Source organism: Chitinophaga sp., from assembly GCF_017745275.1.
Lineage (GTDB): Bacteria > Bacteroidota > Bacteroidia > Chitinophagales > Chitinophagaceae > Chitinophaga.
The window spans coordinates 114562-138410 of record NZ_JAGHZS010000007.1 but is presented as its reverse complement, the minus strand read 5'-3'; the positions used below and the strand labels follow the sequence as shown (position 1 = coordinate 138410).

The 23849-nt window shown below is 46.3% G+C and carries 20 protein-coding genes; 8 read left to right on the top strand and 12 right to left on the bottom strand.

Going from position 1 to position 23849, the window contains the following annotated elements; genetic code table 11:
* Nucleotides 1–14: 14 nt before the first annotated feature.
* The 8 genes from J7623_RS20045 to bioD form a co-directional block, all read right to left on the bottom strand.
* Nucleotides 15–1064 carry a Smr/MutS family protein gene (locus J7623_RS20045; RefSeq protein ID WP_291923715.1) on the bottom strand — a complete coding sequence of 350 codons (1050 nt, stop codon included), beginning with the start codon at nt 1062–1064 and terminating at the stop codon, nt 15–17.
* Nucleotides 1065–1150: 86 nt separating this feature from the next.
* Nucleotides 1151–1618, bottom strand: a complete 468-nt coding sequence (locus tag J7623_RS20040; RefSeq protein WP_291923712.1) for a DoxX family protein — start codon at nt 1616–1618, stop codon at nt 1151–1153.
* A 189-nt stretch (nt 1619–1807) separates the two neighbouring features.
* A complete protein-coding gene (locus J7623_RS20035) occupies nt 1808–3442 on the bottom strand; it encodes an amino acid permease (protein WP_291923710.1) in 1635 nt (544 codons plus the stop codon).
* 187 nt (nt 3443–3629) lie between these two features.
* Nucleotides 3630–4601 carry a polyprenyl synthetase family protein gene (locus tag J7623_RS20030; RefSeq protein ID WP_291924887.1) on the bottom strand — a complete coding sequence of 324 codons (972 nt, stop codon included), beginning with the start codon at nt 4599–4601 and terminating at the stop codon, nt 3630–3632.
* 20 nt (nt 4602–4621) lie between these two features.
* Entirely contained in the window at nt 4622–7870 is a 3249-nt protein-coding gene (gene rnr, locus J7623_RS20025) for a ribonuclease R (RefSeq protein WP_291923708.1), read from the bottom strand.
* A 15-nt stretch (nt 7871–7885) separates the two neighbouring features.
* Nucleotides 7886–8956: a tetraacyldisaccharide 4'-kinase gene (lpxK, locus tag J7623_RS20020; RefSeq protein WP_291923707.1), complete on the bottom strand. Its 1071-nt coding sequence runs from the start codon at nt 8954–8956 to the stop codon at nt 7886–7888.
* 6 nt (nt 8957–8962) lie between these two features.
* Nucleotides 8963–9538 (bottom strand): 5-formyltetrahydrofolate cyclo-ligase, encoded by a 576-nt coding sequence (locus J7623_RS20015; protein ID WP_291923705.1) that lies wholly within the window; start codon nt 9536–9538, stop codon nt 8963–8965.
* Entirely contained in the window at nt 9535–10179 is a 645-nt protein-coding gene (bioD, locus tag J7623_RS20010; RefSeq protein WP_291923703.1) for a dethiobiotin synthase, read from the bottom strand. Before bioD ends, J7623_RS20015 begins: the two co-directional genes overlap by 4 nt.
* A 255-nt stretch (nt 10180–10434) precedes the next feature.
* Between bioD and J7623_RS20005 the strand changes: the two genes are divergently transcribed.
* The 3 genes from J7623_RS20005 (at nt 10435) to J7623_RS19995 (ending at nt 13140) form a co-directional block, all read left to right on the top strand.
* A complete protein-coding gene (locus tag J7623_RS20005; protein ID WP_291923701.1) occupies nt 10435–11793 on the top strand; it encodes a pyridoxal-phosphate dependent enzyme in 1359 nt (452 codons plus the stop codon).
* 71 nt (nt 11794–11864) lie between these two features.
* On the top strand, nt 11865–12638 hold the full coding sequence (locus tag J7623_RS20000) for a helical backbone metal receptor (protein ID WP_291923699.1): 774 nt from the start codon (nt 11865–11867) through the stop codon (nt 12636–12638).
* Nucleotides 12639–12699: 61 nt separating this feature from the next.
* The gene (locus J7623_RS19995) at nt 12700–13140 is read left to right on the top strand and encodes a ubiquinol-cytochrome c reductase iron-sulfur subunit (protein WP_291923697.1); all 441 of its coding nucleotides are present in this window, start codon (nt 12700–12702) and stop codon (nt 13138–13140) included.
* Here the strand turns inward: J7623_RS19995 and J7623_RS19990 are convergent.
* The gene (locus J7623_RS19990; protein WP_291923695.1) at nt 13137–13949 is read right to left on the bottom strand and encodes an alpha/beta hydrolase; all 813 of its coding nucleotides are present in this window, start codon (nt 13947–13949) and stop codon (nt 13137–13139) included. The two genes, J7623_RS19995 and J7623_RS19990, sit on opposite strands and share 4 nt — an antisense overlap.
* Before the next feature lie 136 nt (nt 13950–14085).
* Between J7623_RS19990 and fbaA the strand changes: the two genes are divergently transcribed.
* From fbaA to J7623_RS19970, 4 genes are all read left to right on the top strand, one after another.
* Nucleotides 14086–15153, top strand: a complete 1068-nt coding sequence (gene fbaA / locus J7623_RS19985; RefSeq protein WP_291923693.1) for a class II fructose-bisphosphate aldolase — start codon at nt 14086–14088, stop codon at nt 15151–15153.
* Between the two features lie 208 nt (nt 15154–15361).
* Nucleotides 15362–16210: an acetyl-CoA carboxylase, carboxyltransferase subunit beta gene (accD, locus tag J7623_RS19980; protein WP_291923690.1), complete on the top strand. Its 849-nt coding sequence runs from the start codon at nt 15362–15364 to the stop codon at nt 16208–16210.
* A gap of 115 nt (nt 16211–16325) precedes the next feature.
* Nucleotides 16326–16763: an SsrA-binding protein SmpB gene (smpB, locus tag J7623_RS19975; protein WP_291923688.1), complete on the top strand. Its 438-nt coding sequence runs from the start codon at nt 16326–16328 to the stop codon at nt 16761–16763.
* Between the two features lie 51 nt (nt 16764–16814).
* Nucleotides 16815–17966: a hypothetical protein gene (locus tag J7623_RS19970; protein ID WP_291923686.1), complete on the top strand. Its 1152-nt coding sequence runs from the start codon at nt 16815–16817 to the stop codon at nt 17964–17966.
* Nucleotides 17967–18084: 118 nt separating this feature from the next.
* On the opposite strand, the gene trxA is transcribed toward J7623_RS19970, so the two are convergent.
* The gene (trxA, locus tag J7623_RS19965) at nt 18085–18384 is read right to left on the bottom strand and encodes a thioredoxin (protein WP_291923685.1); all 300 of its coding nucleotides are present in this window, start codon (nt 18382–18384) and stop codon (nt 18085–18087) included.
* Nucleotides 18385–18478: 94 nt separating this feature from the next.
* Between trxA and J7623_RS19960 the strand changes: the two genes are divergently transcribed.
* Nucleotides 18479–19042 carry an isoprenylcysteine carboxylmethyltransferase family protein gene (locus tag J7623_RS19960; RefSeq protein WP_291923683.1) on the top strand — a complete coding sequence of 188 codons (564 nt, stop codon included), beginning with the start codon at nt 18479–18481 and terminating at the stop codon, nt 19040–19042.
* Nucleotides 19043–19100: 58 nt separating this feature from the next.
* On the opposite strand, the gene J7623_RS19955 is transcribed toward J7623_RS19960, so the two are convergent.
* Nucleotides 19101–20582, bottom strand: coding sequence for a RagB/SusD family nutrient uptake outer membrane protein (locus J7623_RS19955; protein WP_291923681.1), 1482 nt, complete (start codon nt 20580–20582; stop codon nt 19101–19103).
* Between the two features lie 10 nt (nt 20583–20592).
* Nucleotides 20593–23685: a TonB-dependent receptor gene (locus J7623_RS19950; RefSeq protein ID WP_291923679.1), complete on the bottom strand. Its 3093-nt coding sequence runs from the start codon at nt 23683–23685 to the stop codon at nt 20593–20595.
* Between the last annotated feature and the right edge of the window lie 164 nt (nt 23686–23849).

Sequence of the window (23849 nt, the reverse complement as noted above, 5' to 3'; positions counted from 1 at the left end):
GGTAAAGAAAAATATTACCTAAACGTTATTTCTGTAGCACCATAGCCATATTTAGCATGATACTGGTTTACAAAACTGGCTACTTCCGGTGTTTGCTTTAATATCTGGTGAATTTCATCTTTGAGCTTTCCTTTGCCGATACCATGAATGACAATGAGGTTATGCTGACGGTGGCTTATCGCCAGATCCAGGTAACGCTGGAAAGCATTCAGCTGTACGGCCAGGATAGCAATGTTGCTCATGCCTTTCCAGTTTTTCTCGAGCGCTTCAATATGCAGGTCGACTTCCTGTTTGGGTTCCAGCGATGTTTCGGGCTGTAACTGTATTTTGCTCAAGAGGCTGGCAAAATTGCCTGATCCGAGGGTGGTAACCGGTGCTTTCTTTTTAGCTGGTTCTGCGGGTGCCGGTGGTTCGGGTGCTTTCTCCGGAAATTTGTCGAATAAGGTGTAGGTGATGGTCGCCTCTTCTTTTGCCCGCAGCTCCTGCAGCTGTACAAACATCTGCTTGGGCTTTATTTTCCAGGTCTTCTGTACAGAGGTCGCCAGCTTGGGTTGCGGCTCTTTCAGGAAAAAAGAAAATTCGAACCGCGGATTATCGTTCAGCGATTCAAATATCAGATCGGCCAGGTAGAAATTGTTATACGGTTGAATTTCATTCTTTATTTCCAGATCCAGCTGGTTGTTCAGCCAGATCTGAAAATAAAAACGCATGGCATGTGGCGTGTCGTTGAACAGGTGAAACTTCATCAGCTTCACTACTTCGTCCAGGCCATCCATTTGGTATACCGGCAAAACAGACAGGAACATGCCTTTATCTGTTTTGAATACTTCATACTTACTTCTGTCTACTTTAATCTCATCGCCAGGAATCAATCTGGGCTTTTCTTTCACCACTTTTTGCTGGGTGAAGCGGTGGAAATATGGGAAATCGATCTGGTCAAGATAAACCGGGAAAGAAGTTCCCTTTACCTCAATCATCACCATATTATCATTCACGATGTCAACAACCGTTCCTTCTTCTTTTGAACTCAACAGCAAGATGCCGTCGCCTATTTGGTATTTCATAATTGCATTCTTCTGAAATGCAAAAATAGAATATTGAAGGGATATGCCCAGAAGAGATTTAATAAACGAGGTAGCTATAGCTACCGTTAGAAGTCAACATACTTACGGTTGCGTACTTTTTCAGGATGCCTGCGCATGTACTCATCTACAGAAATCCGGCCACTACCTTCAATTGCAAACACAATCAGCAAAAGCAGTACAACTACGGACAACGCCATGAATGGATACACACTGAATAAGCCTGTGGCAGAATGGCTCATAAAAACGGCCCCGATTAAAACAGGGATATTGCAGATGGCGCAAAACCTGGTGAGCAGGCCCATCGCAATAAATAAACCGCCTACGGTATGGGCAAAAACAATATAATGCCCTAACATTATGGAAATAGCAGCCAGTGCTGGTTTCTGGCTAATTACGCCTATCAGATCATCTCTGTTCATTACAAACAATACACCCATGGCCATCAGAAATATTCCCAGCAGAATACGTACGGCACTCAGCCAATTGGGGCTATGTGTATCACCCCAGTGTTCAATCCGTTGTAGCATGTTCATAAAACATATTTTTTAAGGATCAAAGAGCAGATAATTGTAGGGATCAAAGAACCTTTATGAAGATACGAAAAAAAGCATAAAGCATAAAGCGCAAAGCAAAAGCCATTGCAGCGAATGATCAGAGCGGATAAATACTTCAAATACCGCCGATGTGATTCGCTGCAATGGCTTTGCTTTGCGCTTTATGCTTTATGCTTTCTTCGCCAGCTTACTATTCGTATAGCTGTAGGCAAAATAAATGGTTAAACCCAACGCGAGCCAGATAGAGAATACAATCCAGTTCTTCAGGGCTATTTCTGTCATCAGGTAAAAACAGCTCAGCATTCCCAGTACAGGTATCAACGAGAGTTTACGGGTGGCAGAGAAGAAGGTGATCAATACGGTAACCACTACAAAAAGATAGAAAGGAATATTATGCTTCCATACTTCCCAGCCACCTTCGGTAGACAGCTTCGCAAATATTTCATTATGAAACAAGGCTATCAGGCCCGCTACAATAGCAGGAACAATGATTTGTCCGTTGATATAAGGTAACTGAAAACGTTTTACATTAGGCGCCTTCTCTTCCCTGGGCAGTATTAAAACACCTCCGCAAACAAGAATAAAGGCAAACAGGGTACCAATACTGGTCAGATCTGTTACAATGGTCAGGTTCAGAAACAGTGCCGGCAAACCAACAATGATACCGGTAACAATAGTAGCGTAAGAAGGCGTTTTGAAACGCGGGTGGATTTTGCTGAAACGCTTGGGTAACAGGCCATCGCGGCTCATGCTCATCCAGATACGTGGTTGTCCGATCTGGAATACCAGCAATACGCTTGTAGTAGCCACTACCGCACTGATGGAAATCAGGTAGCTGATCCAGGGTAAATTTACCTGGTGGAAAACAAACGCCAGCGGATCGTCCACTTTCAATTTGTAGAAAGGTACCATACCCGTCAGCACAAAGGAAATAAGGATATATAATACCGTACAGATGACCAGCGAATAAATCATACCCTTGGGCAGATCGCGTTGCGGATTCTGACATTCTTCAGCGGTGGTGCTGATCGCGTCAAAGCCAATATAAGCGAAAAATACAGCCGACACCCCCTTTAGCACACCAGAGAAACCATTGGGCATGAAAGGGTGCCAATTCGCCTTATTTACATAGAAAAAGCCCACTACGATAACAAACAGGATCACCAGTATTTTAAGCGCCACCATAAAATTGGCGCTGCGTTTACTTTCCTGTATCCCTACATAGGCGAGGTAAGTAACGATAAACACAATCAGGAATGCCGGCAGATTCAGGATAATGGGAATACTGCCGATATGCGGCGCCGCAGCGATGATTTCAGGAGTGGCACTGTCGTAGTTACTGGCCAGCCACGCCGGTAAGCTAATACCTAAACCGCTTAACAGGTTATTGAAATACCCACTCCATGAAATGGCGACTGCAATATTTCCGATGGCATACTCCAGGATCAGCGCCCAGCCAATTACCCAGGCGGCCAGCTCTCCGAAAGTCACGTAAGAATAAGTATAAGCACTTCCCGATACAGGAACGCGGGAGGCAAATTCTGCATAGCAAAGGGCGGAGAAACCACAGGTTATCGCTGTGATCACAAACAACAGCGATACGCCGGGACCGCCATGATACGATGCCTCACCGATAGTGGAAAAAATACCCGCGCCAATAACAGCGGCAATTCCCATAGCGGTAAGGTCTTTCACTTTTAACACCTGATGCAACCCTCGTGTTTCATGACCGTCTGCCAATCCATCATTGGCATCTTTTAAAATTGTGGAAAGGGACTTTTTTCGAAACAGCGAATTTGACATTAGCGAAGGAATTACGTGTTACAGTTGTTTTTTATTTTGGTAAAAATATCGTCTTACCCTCCTAAAAATACGAATGCTGATCGCACTGATTAAATCTTTCAGAAAAAAATCAGTGTGATCAGCATTTCATATCACTTTATCTCTGAATAAGACAAACGCGAATATAATGCGATTTTAAATACAAACCTTATTGCTGACGGTTTAAGAGATAGTTGGCCAGATCCATCAATGGTTTTTTCCGGGCCGACAGCACCGCAATGCTCTCCAGGCTTTGAAAAGCAAGCTGTTGGAAACGTTCTTTTTCCCGCTCTGCCCATTCATCTACCTTGCAACTGCGGAATAGCGACAGCACCCTCTCCACTTTATCTGCCGGAGAGGTTTCCATGAGCATTTTTAATTCTGCCCGCTGCTCCGGAGTACACAATTCCAGTGCTTTCAACAGCAGGAAAGTCTTTTTATTAACGAGGATATCCCCGCCCTGTTGCTTTCCAAATTTCTCCGGATCTCCAAAGGCATCCAGGTAATCGTCCTGGATCTGGAAAGCAATCCCGATATTTTTCCCGAAAGCATACAGGTGCTGCTGATTGCCTTCTCCCGCACCGCCGATAATAGCGCCCAGTTGGAGGCTGGCAGCCAGTAATACCGATGTTTTCAGTCCTATCATGTTCACGTAGTCATCATATTGCACCGCTTCCGGATCCATTCCCTCGAAATCCATGTCCAGTTGCTGCCCTTCACATACTTCAATGGCAGCCTTATTAAACACTGTGATGATCTTTTGTTTATAGTGTGCCCCTACTTTGTTGAGGTGCTCATATACATTGATCAACATTACATCTCCTGCCAGGATAGCGGCCGACTCCCCATATACCGTATGCACGGTGGGCTTACCACGACGAAGCGGGGCTTTGTCCATGATATCGTCATGCAGTAGCGTAAAATTGTGAAAAAGCTCCACCGCACTACCTACTTCCAGGGCATCAGGATGCAGGGTTTCAAATAATTCGTTTCCCATCATACACAATACCGGCCGTATTCTTTTTCCCCCGATATCCAGGATATGAGAAGCGGCATTGTATAACTTACTGGGCTGTTCCGGAAAATGTTGTTTCTCAAAATGTTGACTAAACTGCGCTATTAGATCCTGAAATGAATGCATCACTGATGGCTCGTGTTTTATTATTTATTCTTTTTCTTTGACTTGTTCTTATCTGCTGCTTTCTTAGCTACCGCTGGTTTTACAGCTGCTTTCTTTACAGGTGCCGGTTTTGCAGCTACCTTTTTAGCTGGTTTGGCGGCCGTTGCTTTCTTAGCAGGTTTGGCTACTACTGCTGGTTTCTTAGCGGGTGCTGATTTCACGGCTGCCTTCTTAGCAGGTTTGGCTACTACCACAGCTTTCTTAGCAGGTGCTGATTTCACAGCTGCTTTCTTAGCAGGTTTGGCTACTACCGCGGCTTTCTTAGCAGGTACTGATTTCACAGCTGCCTTCTTAGCGGGTTTGGTTATTACCGCTGCTTTCTTAGCAGGTGCTGATTTCACAGCAGCTTTCTTAGCAGGTTTGGCTACTACCGATGCTTTCTTAGCAGGTGCCGGTTTCGCTGCGGCCTTTTTAACAGGTGTAGCTACTACTGCTGCTTTCTTTGCTGCTGCTGGTTTTGCTGCAGCCTTTTTAACAGGTGTAGCTACTACTGCTGCTTTCTTTGCTGCTGCTGGTTTTGCTGCAGCCTTCTTAGCTGGTGTAGCTACTACCGCTGCTTTCTTTGCTGCTGCTGGTTTCGCTGCGGCCTTCTTAGCTGGTGTAGCTACTACCGTTGCTTTCTTCGCTGATGCAGGTTTCGCCGCGGCCTTCTTAGCTGGCGTAGCTACTACCGCTGCTTTCTTTGCTGCTGCTGGTTTCGCTACGGCCTTCTTAGCTGGTGTAGCTACCACCGTTGCTTTTTTAGTGGCTACTGGTTTCGTGGCAACTTTCTCTGCTGCAACGGTTGGTTGCTTAACCGCTTTCTCCGCAGGAGCTGCTGGTGGTGCAACTGCTGCTTTTTCTGCTGCAAGCTTATCCGCTGCTTTTTCTACCGGTATGTTGGTGGTTTCTTTCGATACCTCTGCCACTGCTTCCCGCCATTTCTTTTTAGTTGGAGCGATTGCCTGTGATACTGGTGTTACCGGATCTGCGGCAGGTGTAACAGGTACCACGTGCGTTTCCGCTATCACCTGGTCTATTACCGGTAAAGGTTCTGACTCTCCGAGTGACACTTCCGGTACTTTAGGAGCACCCGGTCTTTCCTGCTGCCATGGCTTACGGCCCGGGTAATCACCGCGGTGTTTTTCTTTTTTCTTCTTCCGGTCATCCCGGCGGTTTTCACGGCGCTCGTCTTTACGATGATCCCTGCGGTCATCATGACGTTTCTGCTGGAATTCCGGTTTAGTGGTACCGGTACCGGTCAGTTCATCTTCCAGGTCATAGTCCAGCTGGCGTTTGGCCAGGTTGGCAGATACTACCCGGATACTCACTTTTTCGCCTATACGAAACTTACGGCCGGTACTCTGACCTACCAAAGCATATTCACCTTCGTTATATTGAAACTCTTCTCTCCTGGTCAGGTTGTGTATACTGATCAGCCCCTCGCACTTGGTATCAATGGTTTCCACCCAGAAGCCAAAATGCGCCACCCCACTGATAACACCGTCAAAGGTGCTACCAATGAACTGCTGCATGTATTCTACCTGCTTGTATTTATTACCCGCTCTTTCCGCCTCCATCGCTTTCCGTTCCATCTCTGAACTATGTTTGCATTTCTGCTCCATTTGCTTGTCGGGCCTTACACTGTTGGCCAGGCATTCTGCCAGCACGCGGTGTACCAGCACATCGGGATAACGGCGGATAGGCGAGGTAAAATGGCAATAGTCTTCAAATCCAAGTCCATAGTGTCCTACATTCTCTACGGTATAAATGGCTTTGGCCATGGTACGGATGCCCAATGTTTCCAGCACGGGTTGTTCCGGCTTGCCTTTTACCTTTAACAACATGTTGTTAAAAGAGTCGGCAATACTTTCCGGTGTGCTGAGGTCAAACTGGTATCCGAACTTACCGGCGAAAAGCGCAAATACTTTCAGTTTCTCCGGATCAGGTGTATCGTGCACCCTGTAAGGGAAAGGTATTGGTTGTTTATTGATTCTTAATTTTGCTACATAAGCCGCAATGGTTTTATTGGCCAGCAGCATAAACTCTTCAATCAACTGGTGGGCTTCTTTACTTTCTTTCACCACAATACCAATTGGCTTGCCGGTTTCATCCAGTTTAAAGCGTACCTCCTGCGAAGAGAAGTTAATAGCTCCATGTGCAAAGCGTTGCGCCCGGAGGGTTTGCGCTATTTTATTCAGCAACAGTACTTCATTGCGATAAAGGCCTTCTTTCTTCTCTATTACTTCCTGCACTTCTTCATAGGTAAACCGGTGATCCGAGTGGATAACGGTACGGCCTATCCAATGCTGCCTGATTTCTCCTTTGTCGCTCATCTGGAACATGGCGGAGAAAGTGAGTTTATCTTCATGCGGACGCAGGGAGCACAACTCATTCGATATTTTTTCCGGCAACATCGGCAGTACACGATCCGGCAGGTACACGGAGGTAGCCCGCTTGTCGGCTTCTTTGTCCAGCTCCGTGCCGGGCAATACGTAATGACTCACATCGGCGATGTGCACGCCGATTTCATAGAAGCCGTTTTTCAGCAGGCGGATAGAGATGGCATCGTCAAAATCCTTGGCATCCACCGGGTCGATGGTCATGGTCAGGACTTTGCGAACATCCTTACGTTTGCTGATTTCTTCTTCTGAAATATTTTCTTCCAGGTGGTTTAATTCATCCAGTACTTCTTTGGGGAAGTTTAGCGGGAAGCCTGCTTCAATCAGGATTTCCTTCATGGCCAGGTCGTTGGTATTGCTGGCGTCCAGGATTTCCACGATTTCGCCTACGGGTTTACGGGATTTCTCACCCCAGGCTACAATCTTTACCACGGCTTTGTCACCGTTTTTAGCGTCTCCCAGGGAATTGGCAGGAATATAAATGTCCGGCATAAACAATCCCTTTTCGGGGATGAGGAAAGCAAAACTTTTGCTCACCTGGAGCGTGCCGGTAAATTCTGTTTTATTTCGTTTAAGGATGTCAGTTATAATGCCTTCCATCCGGCCCTCGTTGCGGGCTGCTTTCAGTACGTCTACCAGTACTTCATCTTTATCAAGGGCAGTATGCAGGTTTTTCTGCTTTACCATAATGTCCTTGGTCAGGCCGTCTACAATCACAAAAGCCATTCCTGACCTGGTCACTTCCACGATGCCCTTAAAAGTTTTCTTCTGGCCGTTATGGTGATTGTTGGTGTTCGGGTTAGAGTGATGACTATGACCGCCTTTTTTATTTTTCTTTTTTCTACTCATGTTCGTCGTAAGTTATCATTGACCGGGAAACGGCAAATGCCGTCCTACGTAGTCAAAAATAAAGTTATTAAATAATGCTGCTTCTCCAAAGAGAAATGAGATCTCCACTGGCATAACAGCTATCTGCAGGTTTTGTTCTGCCAGTGCACCTTTGAGCAGATGCAATCTTACCGCGTCTTTTTCTGTGGTAATGACAATCTTTTGGGTGCCTGGTAACTCGCTGCATTCTTTTTTGATTTTTTCTATATCCTTTTCCGTGTAATAGTAATGATCGGGAAAAGACAACAGGTACACCTGTTCGTAACGTCGTTTTAGTTCTTCCAGCAATGGTTCGGGCCTTGCGATACCGCACGCCAGCAATACGGTTGCTGATTTGGGGATTTCCACCGGTTGATGGGTAATCATATCGGACAGGGCGCCGTACTGCAAGGTAGTGAAAAAGAGCCGCTGATGAGGCAACGGGTTAATTTCTTTTTCCAAAGCCTGCTTTTCTGCCACACTCATACCCGGTGGACACTTGGATACGATGATGCAGTTAGCCCGGTGATAACCGGCCCTGCCCTCTCTTAAACGCCCGAAGGGAACCACATGATCACGGGTAAACAACCGGCTGTAATCTGTGATCATGATATTAAGACCCGGTTTAATAGAACGGTGCTGGAACGCATCATCCAGCAGGATCACCTGGGTATCCGGCTCATCCCCCAGCAGCTGGGGAATGGCCAGCATTCTTTCTTCCCCTACACATACTTTGATATCCGGAAATTTATCATGAAACTGCATCGGTTCATCGCCAATATCGGCAGCTGTGCTTTTTTCATCTGCCAACAGGTAACCGCTGGTACGGCGGTTATAGCCCCGGCTCAGGGTAGCCGTCTTAACAATATCTTTCAGCAGGCGGATCAGGTATTCCACATGCGGGGTTTTGCCGGTACCACCTACCGACAGGTTACCTACTGCAATCACCGGCAGATCAAACTCCACAGCAGTGAGCAGTCCTTTGTCGTAAAAACGGTTGCGCAACCACATCACCAGGCCGTACAACAGGGAGAAAGGATATAATAGAAAACTAAGGTATCTGAGCACAATTGTTTATTTAAAATGATAAATACGTTCCGGGGTTACTACCGTTTGCAGCGGTACATCCCAGGCATCCACGTCGTTAATTTCCGGTACCGGTTCAAACAGCGATAGCCCAATGGTACGCACACCCGGGGCGCATTGCTGCAGGAAACGGTCATACATTCCTTTGCCATAACCTACCCGTTGCCCGGCCAGGTCAAAAGCCAGCAAAGGTACAAATACCAGGTCGATGTTCTCTGGCTGTACCTCTATGCCCTCTGCCGGCTCGGGGATACCAAACTTATTTTTCACCAGTATAGTATTGGTTTTCCAGAGAAGGTGGGTCATATCGCCGGTTTTCATATCGGAACGGGACAACACCCATTCGAGCTGCGGGTACTGTTCTCTCAGCCATTTTACCAGTGGCCAGGTATCTACTTCTTTTTTTTCGGAGATAGGTAAAAACACATGCGCTATATGATTACGACTGTAATCCAGTTGCCGGCAGTTGGCCAGCAGGCGTTCGTTTAACGCACCGGCTGTGTCATCGTCCATATTGAGCCGTTGCTCCAGGAAGTGTTTTCGTATATCCTTTTTAGTGGTCATGCCAATAATGTATGCAGCGGGGATGTCAACAACTGTGCCTGTTGCTGTACAAATGCCTTATCTACCTGATTTGTCAGTGGAATGCGGCCTATTTTGGGATAACCGCTCCAGGCCACAATATCCGCCTCATTGGAATGCTCCTCTCCACTAAACACCCACCCAATAACGGGAACGCCTGTATGTTGCAGCATACGCGCAGTGAGCAGGGAATGATTAATACTACCCAGGTAGTTCTGTGCTACTATCACTACCCTCGCCTTCAGTGCCAGTATGAGATCCAGCGTAAAAACTGTTTCATTTACCGGTACCATCAGGCCGCCGGCTCCCTCTATTACCAGTGGACGTTCCGCCGGCTGGTACTGGTCCGCCAGTGTCAGTATTTTAGTAGTATCAATGGCCGTATTTTCGAGTCGCGCGGCCAGATGCGGCGATGCCGGCGCCTGCAAACGCCAGGCCTCCGGATGACAAACTGACACCGTATTTGATAACAAGGATAGCACCGTGTCGGTATCTGTACCTTCTATTAAGCCCGTTTGTACTGGTTTCCAGTAGTCCGCATTCAGCGCTTCCGTAATACAGGCCGCCGTGAGGGTTTTTCCTACACCGGTACCTATGCCCGTGATAAAAATTCTTTCACTCATCCAGGCAAAGATAAGAAAGCGCAGAGGATCCTTGTCTTTTTCAGAATTATACTGATAACAGTGATTTTATTTATTCTAATAATATTATCAATTTAAAAGGACTTCCGGGGCATATCTCTAAAAAGAGCTAAAGGAAATCAAACAAATCAGCAGAATCACTATACGCCTGAAAAAGACAATCGCCCGTAGCGGCCCCTCCGCGCCTCCGGGTATCAATTCAATTCCTTATTTTCGTTACCATACAACCTCATTTTTATGAAATATTGTGATAACATTCTCGAAACGATAGGAAATACCCCAATGGTCAAGTTGCATCGCGTTACGGCTACTCTCCCCTGCACGGTGCTCGCCAAAGTAGAATTCTTTAACCCAGGCAACTCTATTAAAGACCGCATGGCGGTGAAAATGGTGGATGTGGCAGAACAAAAAGGATTGCTGAAACCTGGTGGCACCCTCATTGAAGGCACTTCCGGTAATACCGGTATGGGACTGGCGCTGGCGGCTATTATCAGGGGGTATAAGTGTATTTTCACTACCACCGACAAACAATCTAAGGAAAAAGTGGATATCCTGAAAGCAGTAGGCGCGGAAGTCATTGTATGCCCCACGAACGTAGAGCCGGAAGATCCCCGCTCCTACTATTCCGTGTCCAAACGGCTGGCTACAGAAGTACCGAATTCATTTTATGTAAATCAATACGACAATCTCGCCAACCGGGAAGCACATTATGAGCAAACCGGCCCTGAAATATGGGAGCAAACGGAGGGAAAAATTACCCACCTGGTAGTGGCCACCGGCACTGGTGGCACTGTTACAGGTACCGGTAAGTACCTGAAAGAAAAAAATCCCGACATCCAGGTATGGGCCATTGATAGTTATGGCTCCCTGCTGAAAAAATATTTTGAAACCGGCCAATTGGATATGAGTGAAGTGTATCCTTATATCACAGAAGGAATTGGAGAAGATTTTGTGCCGGAAAACTACGACATGTCGGTGATCGACAAGTTTGAAAAAGTAACCGATAAAGACGCCGCCGTGATGGCGCGCCGTATTACCAAAGAAGAAGGCATTTTTGTGGGTTACTCTGCCGGATCGGCCATAGCAGGACTTTTACAATTGAAAGCGTCCCTGAAACCTACCGACGTGGTAGTGGTTATTTTCCATGACCATGGCAGTCGTTATGTAGGAAAAATTTACAACGATCAGTGGATGCTGGAACGTGGATTCCTCGACGTAAAAACAGTAAAGGATGTGGTGAATGGCCGTCGTAAGCAGCCACTGGTGACCATTGGGGCGGATGAAAAAGTAAGCGAAGCCATTGCGCGTATGAAAAAATATGACATCGAGCATATACCCGTAGAACAAGGCGGAGAAATTATTGGCGCCGTTTCTGAAACCGGTTTATTTAACCGGCTGATAGATGACGTCAATCTCAAAGATGCACTGGTCAAACAGGTGTTACAGCCATCTTTCCCCCTGGTAAGCCAGGATACGCCTATCGAAAAACTGACGGTGTATATTAACCGGGAAAACGGCGCTGTGCTGACTAAAGACGACAGTGGCAACTACCACATTATTACGAAGTATGATATTATACAGGCCCTGGGCCGATAATTATTTTTTACGGGAGATGTAGCCCGCGCGGTTCACATCTCCCGTAAAAATACCTACCTAACCATTACCACATGATTTTTACCGATCAGTTAAACAGGCAGATAACACTGGAACATCCGCCGCAGCGGATTATTTCACTGGTGCCTTCACAAACTGAATTATTATACACCCTTGGACTGGATAAAGAAGTAGTTGGTATCACTAAATTCTGCGTACATCCGTCTACGTGGTTTCGCGAAAAAACGCGGGTAGGTGGCACGAAAAATGTGCATGCAGACAGGATTGCGGCGTTATCACCAGACCTTATTATTGCCAACAAAGAAGAAAACCTGGAAGCCGATATCCTGCCACTGATGCAGAAATACCCGGTATGGGTGAGTAATATACAAACACTGGAAGATGCTTACCAAATGATTGCCGGCGTTGGTACACTGACCAACCGGGCCGCTGCTGCAGCGGATTTGGTGGCACAAATCAAAGCGGGTTTTGCTGCATTGCCGGTACGGCCTACTCCTCTCCGCACCGCCTATTTCATATGGCGCGATCCCTGGATGGTGGCCGGCGGCGATACTTTCATTCATGAAATGCTGCAGGCCTGCGGCTTGCAAAATGTATTCGGTGAATTACTACGGTATCCTTCCATTACGCCGGAACAGTTGGCAGACAGCGGATGTGAGCTAATTTTGCTCTCATCGGAGCCATATCCTTTTAAAGAAAAACATATCGCCGAATTGCAGTCCATTGTTCCCGCGGCGCGTATTCACCTGGTAGATGGGGAAATGTTTTCCTGGTATGGCAGTCGTTTGCGGGAAGCGACTACTTACTTTTCCACCCTTCCTTTTTAGAGGCAACCTTCCGCTTTCCATTTGCGTAAACAGTTTTATCATCAACTTAAACGCATCATTTATGGAAAGAAGAGATTTTGTTTCCAGCCTGGGCTTAACGCTGGCATTGGCTTGCACAGCGGGATTAGCGGCCTGCAGTAAAGGTGGCAATGACAACCCGTCACCTACGCCTCCAGGCGGGGGCACTACGCCCAAACTATCCCTTAACCTGACATCTGACCTGCCTAATGTGGGTGATTTTAAAATTTCCAATGGCGTGATTATTATCCGTACCGCCACCGGCAATGCAGCAGCGAGTTTTACTGCACTTTCCAGTACGTGTACCCATCAGGGTTGCACCGTAGCTACGTTTAATAACAGTTCCAAATTAATAGAATGTAATGCTCCCTGCGGTCATGGAAGCCGCTATAACACTACCGGCGCGGTAACCACCGGACCGGCCACAGCCCCGTTGGCAGCTTATACAGTGAAGGTAGACGGTAATACGCTTACCGTTAGTTAATGATTTTGCAGAAAATCCAATACCCAGGCGGCGAAAGGCGCCGAACGCCATACTGTGTTATGGTCGCCCGGTACTGTGCCGTGCATGCCTGCCGGCATCATAGCTGCCAGTGATCCGCCGGTATCATTGTCTTCGTCCTTATTCCCTCCCAATACCAGTACTGGTTGTTGCACGCTGGCCAGCTCCTTCGGCGTAGTAGCGGGTTGGCCAAACTGCATCAATGCCAGGGCGCGTTGATCCAGGCCGGCTTTCTGTACATTTTTCACCATGGCAGCCAGCTCCGGTACGTCCTTCCCGGAAAGTGCGTCATAAAACTTTAAGCGACGCGGCCAGGCAGGGTCTGTGAAACCTGCACCTGTGCCACCCAATACGGCGCTACGTACCCGGGGATCCAATACCAGCAAACGGGCAGCTATAATAGCACCACGCGAATAGCTGACCACCTGGTAGCTGTTGATGCCCAGGTAAGTCATGAGCCCCATCATATCTCTGGCTTCTGCATCATGCAGGTAAGCGATACTGTCGTGCGGATGATCTGAAGCCCCGTTCCCACGCAAATCCAGGGTAATTACCTTACAGCCATGTGATAACAGGGAATCGTAAACCGCCGTTTTCTTCCAGCCCTCTCCGTCTACAATAAAACCATGTATTAATAATACCGGCTGACCGTTTCCTTTCACCGTGTAATGAATGCGGGTGCCATCAAAAGAAGTATAGAAGAGCAGTGAATCTGTAGCAGGGCCCTCAAATGCTTTAGCAACGGGCATATGCAGGAATATAACACTTAACAGGGCAAGGCATAATTTCATATCGTGGTGGGTTATGATCGGGTAAAATACGTTTTTCTGTCCGTACATTTAATACATAAGCACTTACTTTTCGCTATAAATCTTGTATTTAACTCCTTATATTTGCTTTCCTAAAAAATAAAACACATATCAGAGTATGGGAAAATACAGAGCTGGCGTACTATTCGGCGAAGAGCTGGATGCGCTGTATAACGATGCCAAAGACAACGGATTTGCTATGCCTGCCGTGAATGTTGTGGGAACTAACTCCGTGAATGCGGTACTGGAAACAGCTGCTAAAGTAAATTCACCGGTTATTATTCAGTTTTCTAACGGCGGTGCACAATTTTTTGCAGGTAAAGGTATGCCTAATGATAAGCTGCAGGCGAACATTGCAGGTGGTATCTCCGGCGCAAAGCACGTACATGAAGTAGCTAAATATTATGGTGTACCGGTAGTATTACATACTGACCATGCTGCTAAAAAATGGTTACCATGGATCGATGGTTTGCTGGATGCGGGTGAACAATATTTCAAACTCCACGGTCAGCCACTGTACAGCTCTCACATGCTGGATCTGTCTGAAGAGCCTATTGCGGAAAACATCGAAATTTCTCATAAATATTTTGAGAGAATGAATAAGCTGGGTATGTCTATCGAAATTGAACTGGGCGTAACCGGTGGTGAAGAAGATGGGGTAGATAACTCTGGCGTAGACAATTCCAAACTGTATACACAACCGGAAGAAGTGGCTTATGCTTATGAAATCTTATCTAAAGTAGGTCCACGTTTCACCGTAGCTGCGGCTTTTGGTAACGTACACGGCGTTTACAGCCCTGGTAACGTAGAATTACGCCCGGTAATCCTGCACAACAGCCAGGAATTTATCCAGGCAAAATACAAAACTGCTGCTAAACCAGTATACTACGTATTCCATGGTGGTAGCGGTTCTCCAAAGCATCAGATCACTGAAGCACTGGGCTATGGCGTTATCAAAATGAATATTGATACCGACATGCAATGGGCTTTCTGGGAAGGTGTACACGACTTCTACGAAGCGAAAAAAGACTATCTGCAGGGTCAGCTGGGTAATCCGGAAGGCGCAGATAAGCCAAATAAAAAATACTACGATCCACGCGTATGGCTGCGCAAAGGTGAAGAAACCTTTGTAAAGCGCCTGGAAGAAGCATTCCGTGATCTGAATTGCATCAACAGAAACGCGTAAGGAAGAGCTTAAAGCAAAAAGCTGAAAGCAAAAAGCTATTGTAACGGAGATTAGAGCGATGATATATTTTTTAGTACAATATATTGTCATCTTCGCTACAATAGCTTTTTGCTTTCAGCTTTATGCTTTAAGCTTTTTATTGTTATGTTTTTGGCTTTATACGATAATTCGTATCTTGCACCACTATTTTCTAATCTAATAGCAAAATATGTCAAGCTGGTTTAAGCGAATTAAACAAGGCATCTCTACCACCACCAGTGAAAAGAAAGAAGCACCGGATGGTTTGTGGCACAAGTGTCCTAACTGTAAGAAAACCGTTACTGTAAAGGATCTGAAAGAGCATTTCTATGTGTGTGATAAGTGTAATTATCATAACCGTATTAACTCTGCAGAGTATTTTGAGATCATATTTGACAACAACCAGTTCGAGGAACTGTTTCCAAATATATATCCAACGGACTTCCTCGGCTTTAAGGATTTGAAGCCTTATGGCGACCGGCTGAAAGATGCGCAGAAGAAATCCGGGCTGAAAGATGCGATGACGGTAGGTTCCGGAAAAGTATTAGGTAACGACCTCGTAGTGGCTTGTATGGATTTTAACTTCATTGGCGGCTCTATGGGATCGGTAGTGGGTGAAAAAATTGCCCGTTCCATTGACTATTGCATCGTGAACAAAAAACCGTTGATGATCATTTCCAAGTCAGGTGGTGCGCGTATGATGGAGAGTGCTTTCTCTCTCATGCAGATGGCTAAAACTTCTGCCAAGCTCACGCAATTGGCCAATGCCAGACTTCCTTATATCTCTTTAATGACCGATCCGACTACGGGTGGTGTAACCGCTTCCTATGCGATGCTGGGCGACCTGAACATTGCAGAACCAGGCGCACTGATTGGTTTTGCGGGTCCGAGGATTATTAAAGAAACGATTAAGAAAGATCTGCCTGCTGGCTTCCAGAGTGCTGAGTTCCTGTTGGAGCACGGTTTCCTGGATTTTATCATGGATAGAAAAGAATTAAAGACGAAGTTGGCAAGTTTGCTGACTATATTTAAAAACTAGCTGTTAGCCGTTAGCTTTTAGCTATTAATAAATGCAGCGAAGAATATGTTATGTTGATCTTCGCTGCATTTATTAATAGCTAAAGGTTAGGCGCTAAAAAGCTAATCGCTTCAAAATGGCAGAATTAAAGAACAGATCGGCATATTTCGAGTACGCAATAGAAGATAAATATATTGCCGGGATGGTATTGCTGGGAACGGAAATCAAATCTATTCGTGCCAATAAGGTGAGTTTCAATGATTCATTCTGCTATTTTTCCAAAGGAGAATTGTTTGTAAAAAGCTTGCATATTGCAGAGTATTCCCATGGCACCTCCTCCAACCATGACCCCTTACGCGAGCGCAAGTTGTTGCTGACAAAGCGTGAATTAAGAAAAATCGAAAATAAAATTAAAGAACGCGGCTACACTATTGTACCACTGCGCATATTTATCACAGATAAGAGTCTTGCCAAAATTGAAATTGGTGTTGGTAAAGGTAAAAAGCTGCATGATAAACGTGACTCCATTAAAGAACGGGAGGCAGACCGTGAACTGAGAAGGCAATACAAATAGGCTGGAGCAGGGACTATAGCAGGCAAACATATCCTTATAAAAATAATCCCTTTGAAAAAATTATACTGGAGGCAGCTACTGAGCGTAGCCGCCATTTTCCTCTACACTTGCTTTCTTTCCTGCAGATCAGGCGAAAAATTATATAACAAAGGCAGATACGATGACGCAGTAAGTGCGTTCGTCAAGAAGCTGCAACGTAAACCCCAGGATGCTACCGCTACCCGGATGTTGCCTGATGCTTATAAACAGGCCCAGTTGAGCCGGGAAGACCGGGTCAATGAACTCCTGCGCTCTAATAATGATCTGAAATGGGAAGCCGTCCGTAATGAATACCGGGCGTTGCAAAATCTTTATAACGCCATCCACAGCTCCCCTGCTGCTCTTCGCCTGGTACAGCCGAAAGATTACCGGAATGCCATCACCGGCGCACAGGAAAATGCAGCTGAAACCCGCTACGGCCGGGGTATGTCGTTACTGGACCGGGGCGATAAAGCCAGTGCCCGACAGGCATACGAAGAGTTTGCCGCCGCCCTCAAGCTGGTTCCCAATTACCGCGATGCACAACAACGGAAGGATGAAGCTTTCCAGTTGGGTGTTATCAACGTAGCTGTCAGCCAGATTGAAGTGCGCTCTCCCTACTTCCAGTTCTCCGCCGACCAATTCCGTGATTACCTGGTGAGAAATCTCCAGCAACGCAATATCAATCAGTTTGTACAGTTCTACGATGAACGCACTGTTCGAAACGCGAACCTGTATCCTGATGAATATATCTCCCTGCGTTTCTTTGACTTCATAGTCGGACAAACTTATGTAGACCGCGTGGAACGCAATGTATCTAAAGAAATAGTTGCCGGCACTACCAAAGATTCTACGGGTAAAGAAATCCCCTATTACAGGGTGGTTACCGCCACGCTGTATATCACTAAAAAAACGGTGGTGTCCAAAGGACTGCTGGATTACCAGATTACCAATACCAGCAACGGACAGCTTCTCCGGCAGGATCGTATTCCAGGTAGCTATACCTGGGTAAACCAGTTTGGCACCTTCCGTGGCGATGAAAGAGCATTAAGTGATGAAGATAAACGCCTGATGGGTGGCCAGGATATGCCCCCTCCGCCGCCTACCGACCTATTCATGGAGTTCACACGACCTATTTACGATGTGCTCACCCGGGATTTGCAGAGTTATTATAACAGGATATAGCATAAAGCAGAAAGCAAAAAGCTATTGTAGCGAATGAACAGAGCGGGTATTTAAATTATTTACCCGCTCTGTTCATTCGCTACAATAGCTTTTTGCTTTCTGCTTTATGCTTTCTGCTCTACGACAAATGTTGTTTGAGAATCGGCAGTAACTGATGCGCCGGTACTACCCCACTCTGGCGCCATACCAGTTTGCCACCGCGAAAAAGCAACAGCGTAGGTACACTACTGATCTGCCATTGCGCGGATAGCTGTTGGTTCTTATCGATATCTATCTTAATAATTCTCAACTGATCTCCCATTTTTTCCTTCACCTCCTTCAATATTGGTGGTACCATCTGGCAAGGTCCGCACCAGGTGGCAAAACAATCAATCAATACCGGTGTGGGAGACTGTAATATTGCTTGCAGATTTTCCATAGCACACATTTTAATGTAACTAAAATTACGTACCTTTTTGAAAACCAGAAAACATAATAGCGCTCACATACACTGTTCCAATATCCTTTACAATATGAATATGCTATCCTCCATTATCTATTTCGCGTGGTTTTTTTCCGAAATATTATTGCACCGGATTCTTTGGGCCGGTGACCAGGCCGATAAAAAGAAGCAGGACAAAGGCAGCCTGGCTTATATATGGATCGTCATTATTGTGTTTATAAATATCGCTATGTACGTGGGCTTTAAAACGCACTTTTATATCCTGGAAGGCGTGCTTATGCCTCGTATAGGCCTATCCGTTATATTGCTGGGGATGATACTGCGTTTCATATCTATTATGCAGCTGGGGCGACTGTTTACCGTTGTGGTGACGATCCGCAAAGATCATTACCTGAAAAAAGATGGCATATATGGTGTGATACGGCATCCGGCGTATGCGGGATCGTTATTGTCTTTCCTGGGCTTTGGTCTATCACTCAATAACTGGCTGGCATTGGCCGTAGTATTTATCCCGGTATTGACCGTGTTTATTTACCGGATCAGTGTAGAAGAAAAAATGCTGGCAGCGCAGTTTGGAGAAGAATATACGAACTACATGAAACACACCAGCAGAATCATTCCCTGGATTTATTAAAATGACAACATAAATAGAAAAAGGACGGTATCGCTACCGTCCTTTTTCTATTTACTTATTACTTATTTAGATTGGGATTATTCTGCACTTCCGTTACCGGGATGGCAAACAGGTAGTAATTGTTTTTCGGCGTAAATGGATTGCCGTCGGGTAGCTTCAGGGTAGTGTGTCCCTGTCCGGCTACCTTATCCTGACTGCCATCAGGCTGAATAACGGTAACGAGACTGTCTTCCCCGGTATAAGAAAGGAATGGTTTCCTTATAACGGGAGCGCCTGTACGAATAATGTCAGACAATGAAAATCCTTCTCCCCATAATTCTTTCCTTCTTTCTACCAGCACAGAATCTACCAGGTTACCTCCCCCTTTATACAGGGTGGCATTGCGGGCCGTACGTAATGCATTCAATGCGGCTGCTCCTTTATCAGTATTACCTATACGGGCATATGCTTCTGCTTCAATCAGGTACATTTCTGCTGCGCGCATCAGTACCAGGTCGCCGATCAACGCGGTAGCATCGCGGAAACGGAATTTCTTATAGAGCAGGTAACCATCGCTGTTCCAGCTGAACAAGCGAAAGCGTACGTCGCTGCTGTCAAAGAAATTCTGGAAGTAAGGGTCGCACGCAAAACTCTGGTAGTAAGCTGCCGGTGTAGATACATCGAGGAAATGGAAGTTATAGCTGGCGTTGCTCTGGTTGGGTGTTTGCCCGTGTCCCCAGATCCACTCAGTATTACTCAGGTCATTGAAGCCCTTATTGTAATCATCTCCGGACATCAATGGGTAACCGTTACGGGCCGCTACAGCAGCTGGAATAGCCAGATCCCACTGATGATTATAGAGATAAGCTCTTGCCAATAATCCATTGGCTATGTTCGCATCAATTTTCCATTTCTGACTGGGATTACGCTGATAATCTTTCAGCAACGGCAATGCGGCCTGCAGGTCTGCTATTACCTGTTTGTATACCTCAGCAACGGTTGCTCTTGGTTTGCCTACAGAAGTGGTAGTAGTAGGTTCCAGGTAAATGGGCACTGCCTTTTCTGCACCGGTGGTATTAAACTGGTAGAAAGAAGCCAGGTTCAGATAACAGAATGCACGCAGGGCATAAGCCTGTCCTTTGATACGCGCTCTTTTTCCATCATCTCCTGCTGCTTTATCAATACGGGCGATGATGTTATTAGTGTTATCAATTACTTTGTAAAGGATGGTCCAGAAGGCATTTACGCGGTTCTTGGTATTATCTACCATCTCTGTGTAAGAGTAGGAACCATACAATCCGTACACCTGTGGTACTACTGCCACATCATTACCCATGGCATCGCTGGTAAGATGCAGGGATTTAAAGCCGGGTACTGCATAAGTGAAAAACTCTTCGAACATATACGACCACGTACCGTTAATCACCGTTTCCACATTATCTACGGTATTATATACCTCTGTGTCGGGTATGGCATTGGTGGGCTTGGGTTCCAGGAAGTCCTTGCTGCAGGATCCCAGCAGAAGAGCGGTGAAGATGAATATAAATAAGTTCTTTTTCATGATCATATTTTTAGAAGCTCAGGTTAATACCGGCGGATAAAGATTTGATAGCCGGATAGCGATAGTAAGTAGTACCTCCAACGGATTGCTCAGGATCCAGGCCTTTGTGCTTATACAAAGTGAACAGGTTGTCTCCCTGCAGGTAAACGGTCACATTGTTCAGGTGCGCTCTTTCCATCAGGCTTTTAGGAAGATTATAGCTCAGGTTCACGTTCTTCAGACGGGCATAGCTGGCATCATACAAAAAGCGGTTGGAAGTGGCTGTCCAGTTGGTTTGAACGGTGGTAAGCTTAGGCACATCTGTTTTTGTATTCTGTGGTGTCCAGTGATTCAGCATTTCAGGGCCAAAAGAGCGGCCGGCAGAAGTTCCTGTGCCTAACAGGTAGAGATAGTCATTATCGAGTACGGAACCACCCAGGCTATATGCCCACATAAAGGATAAAGAAAAATCTTTGTAATTAAAGGTGTTGGTAAAACCACCATACAAATCAGGCAAAGAAGACTTGCTGTAGTACAGGGAAGCAGCAGCAGAGTTGCTGGTTTTTCCCTTGGTACCATCCGGATTGTTGATATACCATAACGGTAATCCTGTTTTTTCGTCCACACCTGCCCAGTCGCGAATCCAGAAATCATAAATCGAATGGCCTACCATCAGCTTCTTGGTGCCACTGATGATTTCTTTTTGTGGCAATTCAGTCACCTTATTTTTATAGTGGGTCAGGTTCAGGTCTACTGTCCAGCTGAAGTCTTTCGTTTTTACAGGTACGCCATGTAGTGTTACTTCAAAACCGGTATTCTTCAGCGCTCCGATATTTTCTGCAATAGAGGAATATCCCATAGACGGAGGCAGTGGTCTTAAATACAGCAGGTTTTTAGATGCACGCTGAAAAAATTCCAATGTACCGCTGAAACGATTATCGAACATGGCATAATCTACGCCCACATTCAGGTTCAGGTTTGTTTCCCATTTCAGTTTGTCGTTGTACAATATCCTGCGGTAAGTACCACCCTCTCCCAGGTTGCTGTTCACGTTCAGCAATGGCAGGTAGTTGTAGTAAGAATCTTCTCCCAGGTTGTCATTTCCCTGTGCACCGTAACTGGCACGGAGTGTCAGCAGGTTTAACCAGGAGCTGCCTTTCAGGAAGTCTTCTTCTGTGAGTTTCCAGGAAGCGCCGAGCGACCAGAAAGTACCCCAGGCGTATCGTGGGTCAAAGCGGGAAGACCTGTCTGCTCTCAATGATCCTGACAAAAAGTATTTGCCGAGATAATCATATTCTGCACGACCGAGGTAACTGTAGATATTATAAGTGTCGGTGTATCCCTGGAGATCTTTGATCAGGGCGGCATCCGACAGTTCATCAAGGCCCAGCAGGGAGAAACCGGAACGTTGACCATCCATAAAGGTAGTGGTGTATTTATACGTTTCCTGGCCTGCCAGTACGTTGAGGTGATGTTTTTCGTTGAAGGTATGATCGTAGGTCAGAATGTTATTGAAAGTCCAGCTGAAAACACGGGTAGCATTCTTTTCTACGGTACCGCCCACTTCTGCATCAAAGCCAAAGGTAGGATTCGTATAGTCGTGTTGGTTAGTGGCTGTATAGTCTGCGTTGTAGCTGGTTTTAAACTTCAACCCTGGCAAAATAGTGGCTTCACCATATACACGTGCAGAAACATCATCCCTGCCATAGTTATGTTTATCGATCGGTGCGGTACCGATAAGGTTACTGTTGGTATTTGCAGCGCTGGGGCGGTAGCTGCCGTAGTCGAACATTTTATTGCCGTTGGCATCCAGCAGATAGGCGCCGGTAGTGCGATCGCGCTGATAGATGGGATAAAAGCTCGCCATCAGTCGGCCGTAGTTCACATAGTTATCCGTACGGCTGTCTTCTGAAGGGGGCGCCTGCTGATCGGAGTGAGCACCGCCGATATTCAGTCCTACTTTCAACCATTTTTTAGCATCTAATTCTACATTACTGCGTACATTATAACGTTTGAACCCGGAGGCCAGGTAAATACCCTGATCGTTCAGGTAACCACCGGAAATATAGTACCTGCTTTTGTCGGTAGCGCCGCTGATGCTGAGATCTGCTTGTGTACGATGCCCGGTTTGTTGCATGGCTTTATCCCAGTCGTCATCCCATAATGCTTTAGCACCAGCCACCAGTTTTCCGTCTGTGCCTACCGGCTGAGGGAATGCGGTACCATAAGGGTTAATACCTACCCTGCTGATAAGACGGTTGCTGGCCTGTGCCGCAGCGGCGGTGGGACTGGCACCGTTGGTGAGTGCACCATTGCGGAGCGCTTCCCAGTACATTTCAAAGTACTGATCCGTGGTTACTTTTTCATAGTCCTTTACAGCTCTTTTTGAAAAGCCCTGGCTTACGCGGGCGTTTATAACAGAACCCTGTTGGCGGCCTTTTTTAGTGGTGATTATAATCACGCCGTTGGCACCGCGGGAACCGTACAGGGCGGAGGATGTGGCATCTTTTAATACGCTGATAGATTCAATATCGGAGGGGTTGATGGCACTCAGGCTTCCGCTGTAAGGCACACCATCTAATACATATAAAGGATCTGCGGAAGCGTTGATAGACCCTACGCCACGGATACGGATGGTAGCATCTGAACCAGGTTGTCCGCTGGTAGAGGTACTTTGCACGCCGGCAGCGAGGCCTTGCAGGGCTTTAGATACGCTGGATACCTGCCTGTTTTCCAGTTCGGTTCCTTTGATCTGTGATACAGAACCTGTGTAGGATCCTTTCTTGGTAGTACCGTAGGCCACCACAATTTCTATTTCTCCCAGGTCCTTCCCGGAAGAACGGAGGGCAATGTTGAGTGGACGGGTACTGATCGGTACTTCCTGTGATTCCATACCAATGAAGCGAATCTGTAAAGTAGTGGCAGCAGGGTCGTTGACGGATAGTTTAAAGTTACCGTCCGCATCTGTTGCGGTACCGTTGGTGGTACCCTTTATCACCACAGATGCTCCCGGTAAAGGCGTATTGTCTTTCGCAGAATAAACGCGTCCGGTGACAGTGCGTGTTTGTGCAAATACTGCCGGGGCACTAAATAGCAGCAGTACGAGGAGTAGTCGTTGTAACATAAGTAAAATGTTAAATGAGCGGTGATTGTTGGTTTTTTTCGAGGCACTACAAGTCCTGGCCTGTATGTAAACAGACTTTTGCCGTGTTGTATCCCTAAGTTGATAATACCGGAAACAGTTCAAGCTCCGGTGACTGTTTTTTGTTGCAACCTGCTGCTACAGCA

Excerpts from the sequence above, each read along its gene's own strand:
- J7623_RS20030 (WP_291924887.1), bottom strand. The coding sequence starts at position 4,601 with ATGCATTCATTTCAGGATCTAATAGCGCAGTTTAGTCAACATTTTGAG.
- trxA (WP_291923685.1), bottom strand. The coding sequence starts at position 18,384 with ATGGAAAATCTGCAAGCAATATTACAGTCTCCCACACCGGTATTGATT.
- J7623_RS19950 (WP_291923679.1), bottom strand. The coding sequence starts at position 23,685 with ATGTTACAACGACTACTCCTCGTACTGCTGCTATTTAGTGCCCCGGCA.
- rnr (WP_291923708.1), bottom strand. The coding sequence starts at position 7,870 with ATGAGTAGAAAAAAGAAAAATAAAAAAGGCGGTCATAGTCATCACTCT.
- accD (WP_291923690.1), top strand. The coding sequence starts at position 15,362 with ATGTCAAGCTGGTTTAAGCGAATTAAACAAGGCATCTCTACCACCACC.
- J7623_RS19995 (WP_291923697.1), top strand. The coding sequence starts at position 12,700 with ATGGAAAGAAGAGATTTTGTTTCCAGCCTGGGCTTAACGCTGGCATTG.
- J7623_RS20015 (WP_291923705.1), bottom strand. The coding sequence starts at position 9,538 with ATGACCACTAAAAAGGATATACGAAAACACTTCCTGGAGCAACGGCTC.
- J7623_RS20035 (WP_291923710.1), bottom strand. The coding sequence starts at position 3,442 with ATGTCAAATTCGCTGTTTCGAAAAAAGTCCCTTTCCACAATTTTAAAA.
- J7623_RS20000 (WP_291923699.1), top strand. The coding sequence starts at position 11,865 with ATGATTTTTACCGATCAGTTAAACAGGCAGATAACACTGGAACATCCG.
- J7623_RS19955 (WP_291923681.1), bottom strand. The coding sequence starts at position 20,582 with ATGAAAAAGAACTTATTTATATTCATCTTCACCGCTCTTCTGCTGGGA.
- smpB (WP_291923688.1), top strand. The coding sequence starts at position 16,326 with ATGGCAGAATTAAAGAACAGATCGGCATATTTCGAGTACGCAATAGAA.
- bioD (WP_291923703.1), bottom strand. The coding sequence starts at position 10,179 with ATGAGTGAAAGAATTTTTATCACGGGCATAGGTACCGGTGTAGGAAAA.
- J7623_RS19960 (WP_291923683.1), top strand. The coding sequence starts at position 18,479 with ATGAATATGCTATCCTCCATTATCTATTTCGCGTGGTTTTTTTCCGAA.
- J7623_RS19990 (WP_291923695.1), bottom strand. The coding sequence starts at position 13,949 with ATGAAATTATGCCTTGCCCTGTTAAGTGTTATATTCCTGCATATGCCC.
- J7623_RS20045 (WP_291923715.1), bottom strand. The coding sequence starts at position 1,064 with ATGAAATACCAAATAGGCGACGGCATCTTGCTGTTGAGTTCAAAAGAA.
- fbaA (WP_291923693.1), top strand. The coding sequence starts at position 14,086 with ATGGGAAAATACAGAGCTGGCGTACTATTCGGCGAAGAGCTGGATGCG.
- J7623_RS20005 (WP_291923701.1), top strand. The coding sequence starts at position 10,435 with ATGAAATATTGTGATAACATTCTCGAAACGATAGGAAATACCCCAATG.
- J7623_RS20040 (WP_291923712.1), bottom strand. The coding sequence starts at position 1,618 with ATGAACATGCTACAACGGATTGAACACTGGGGTGATACACATAGCCCC.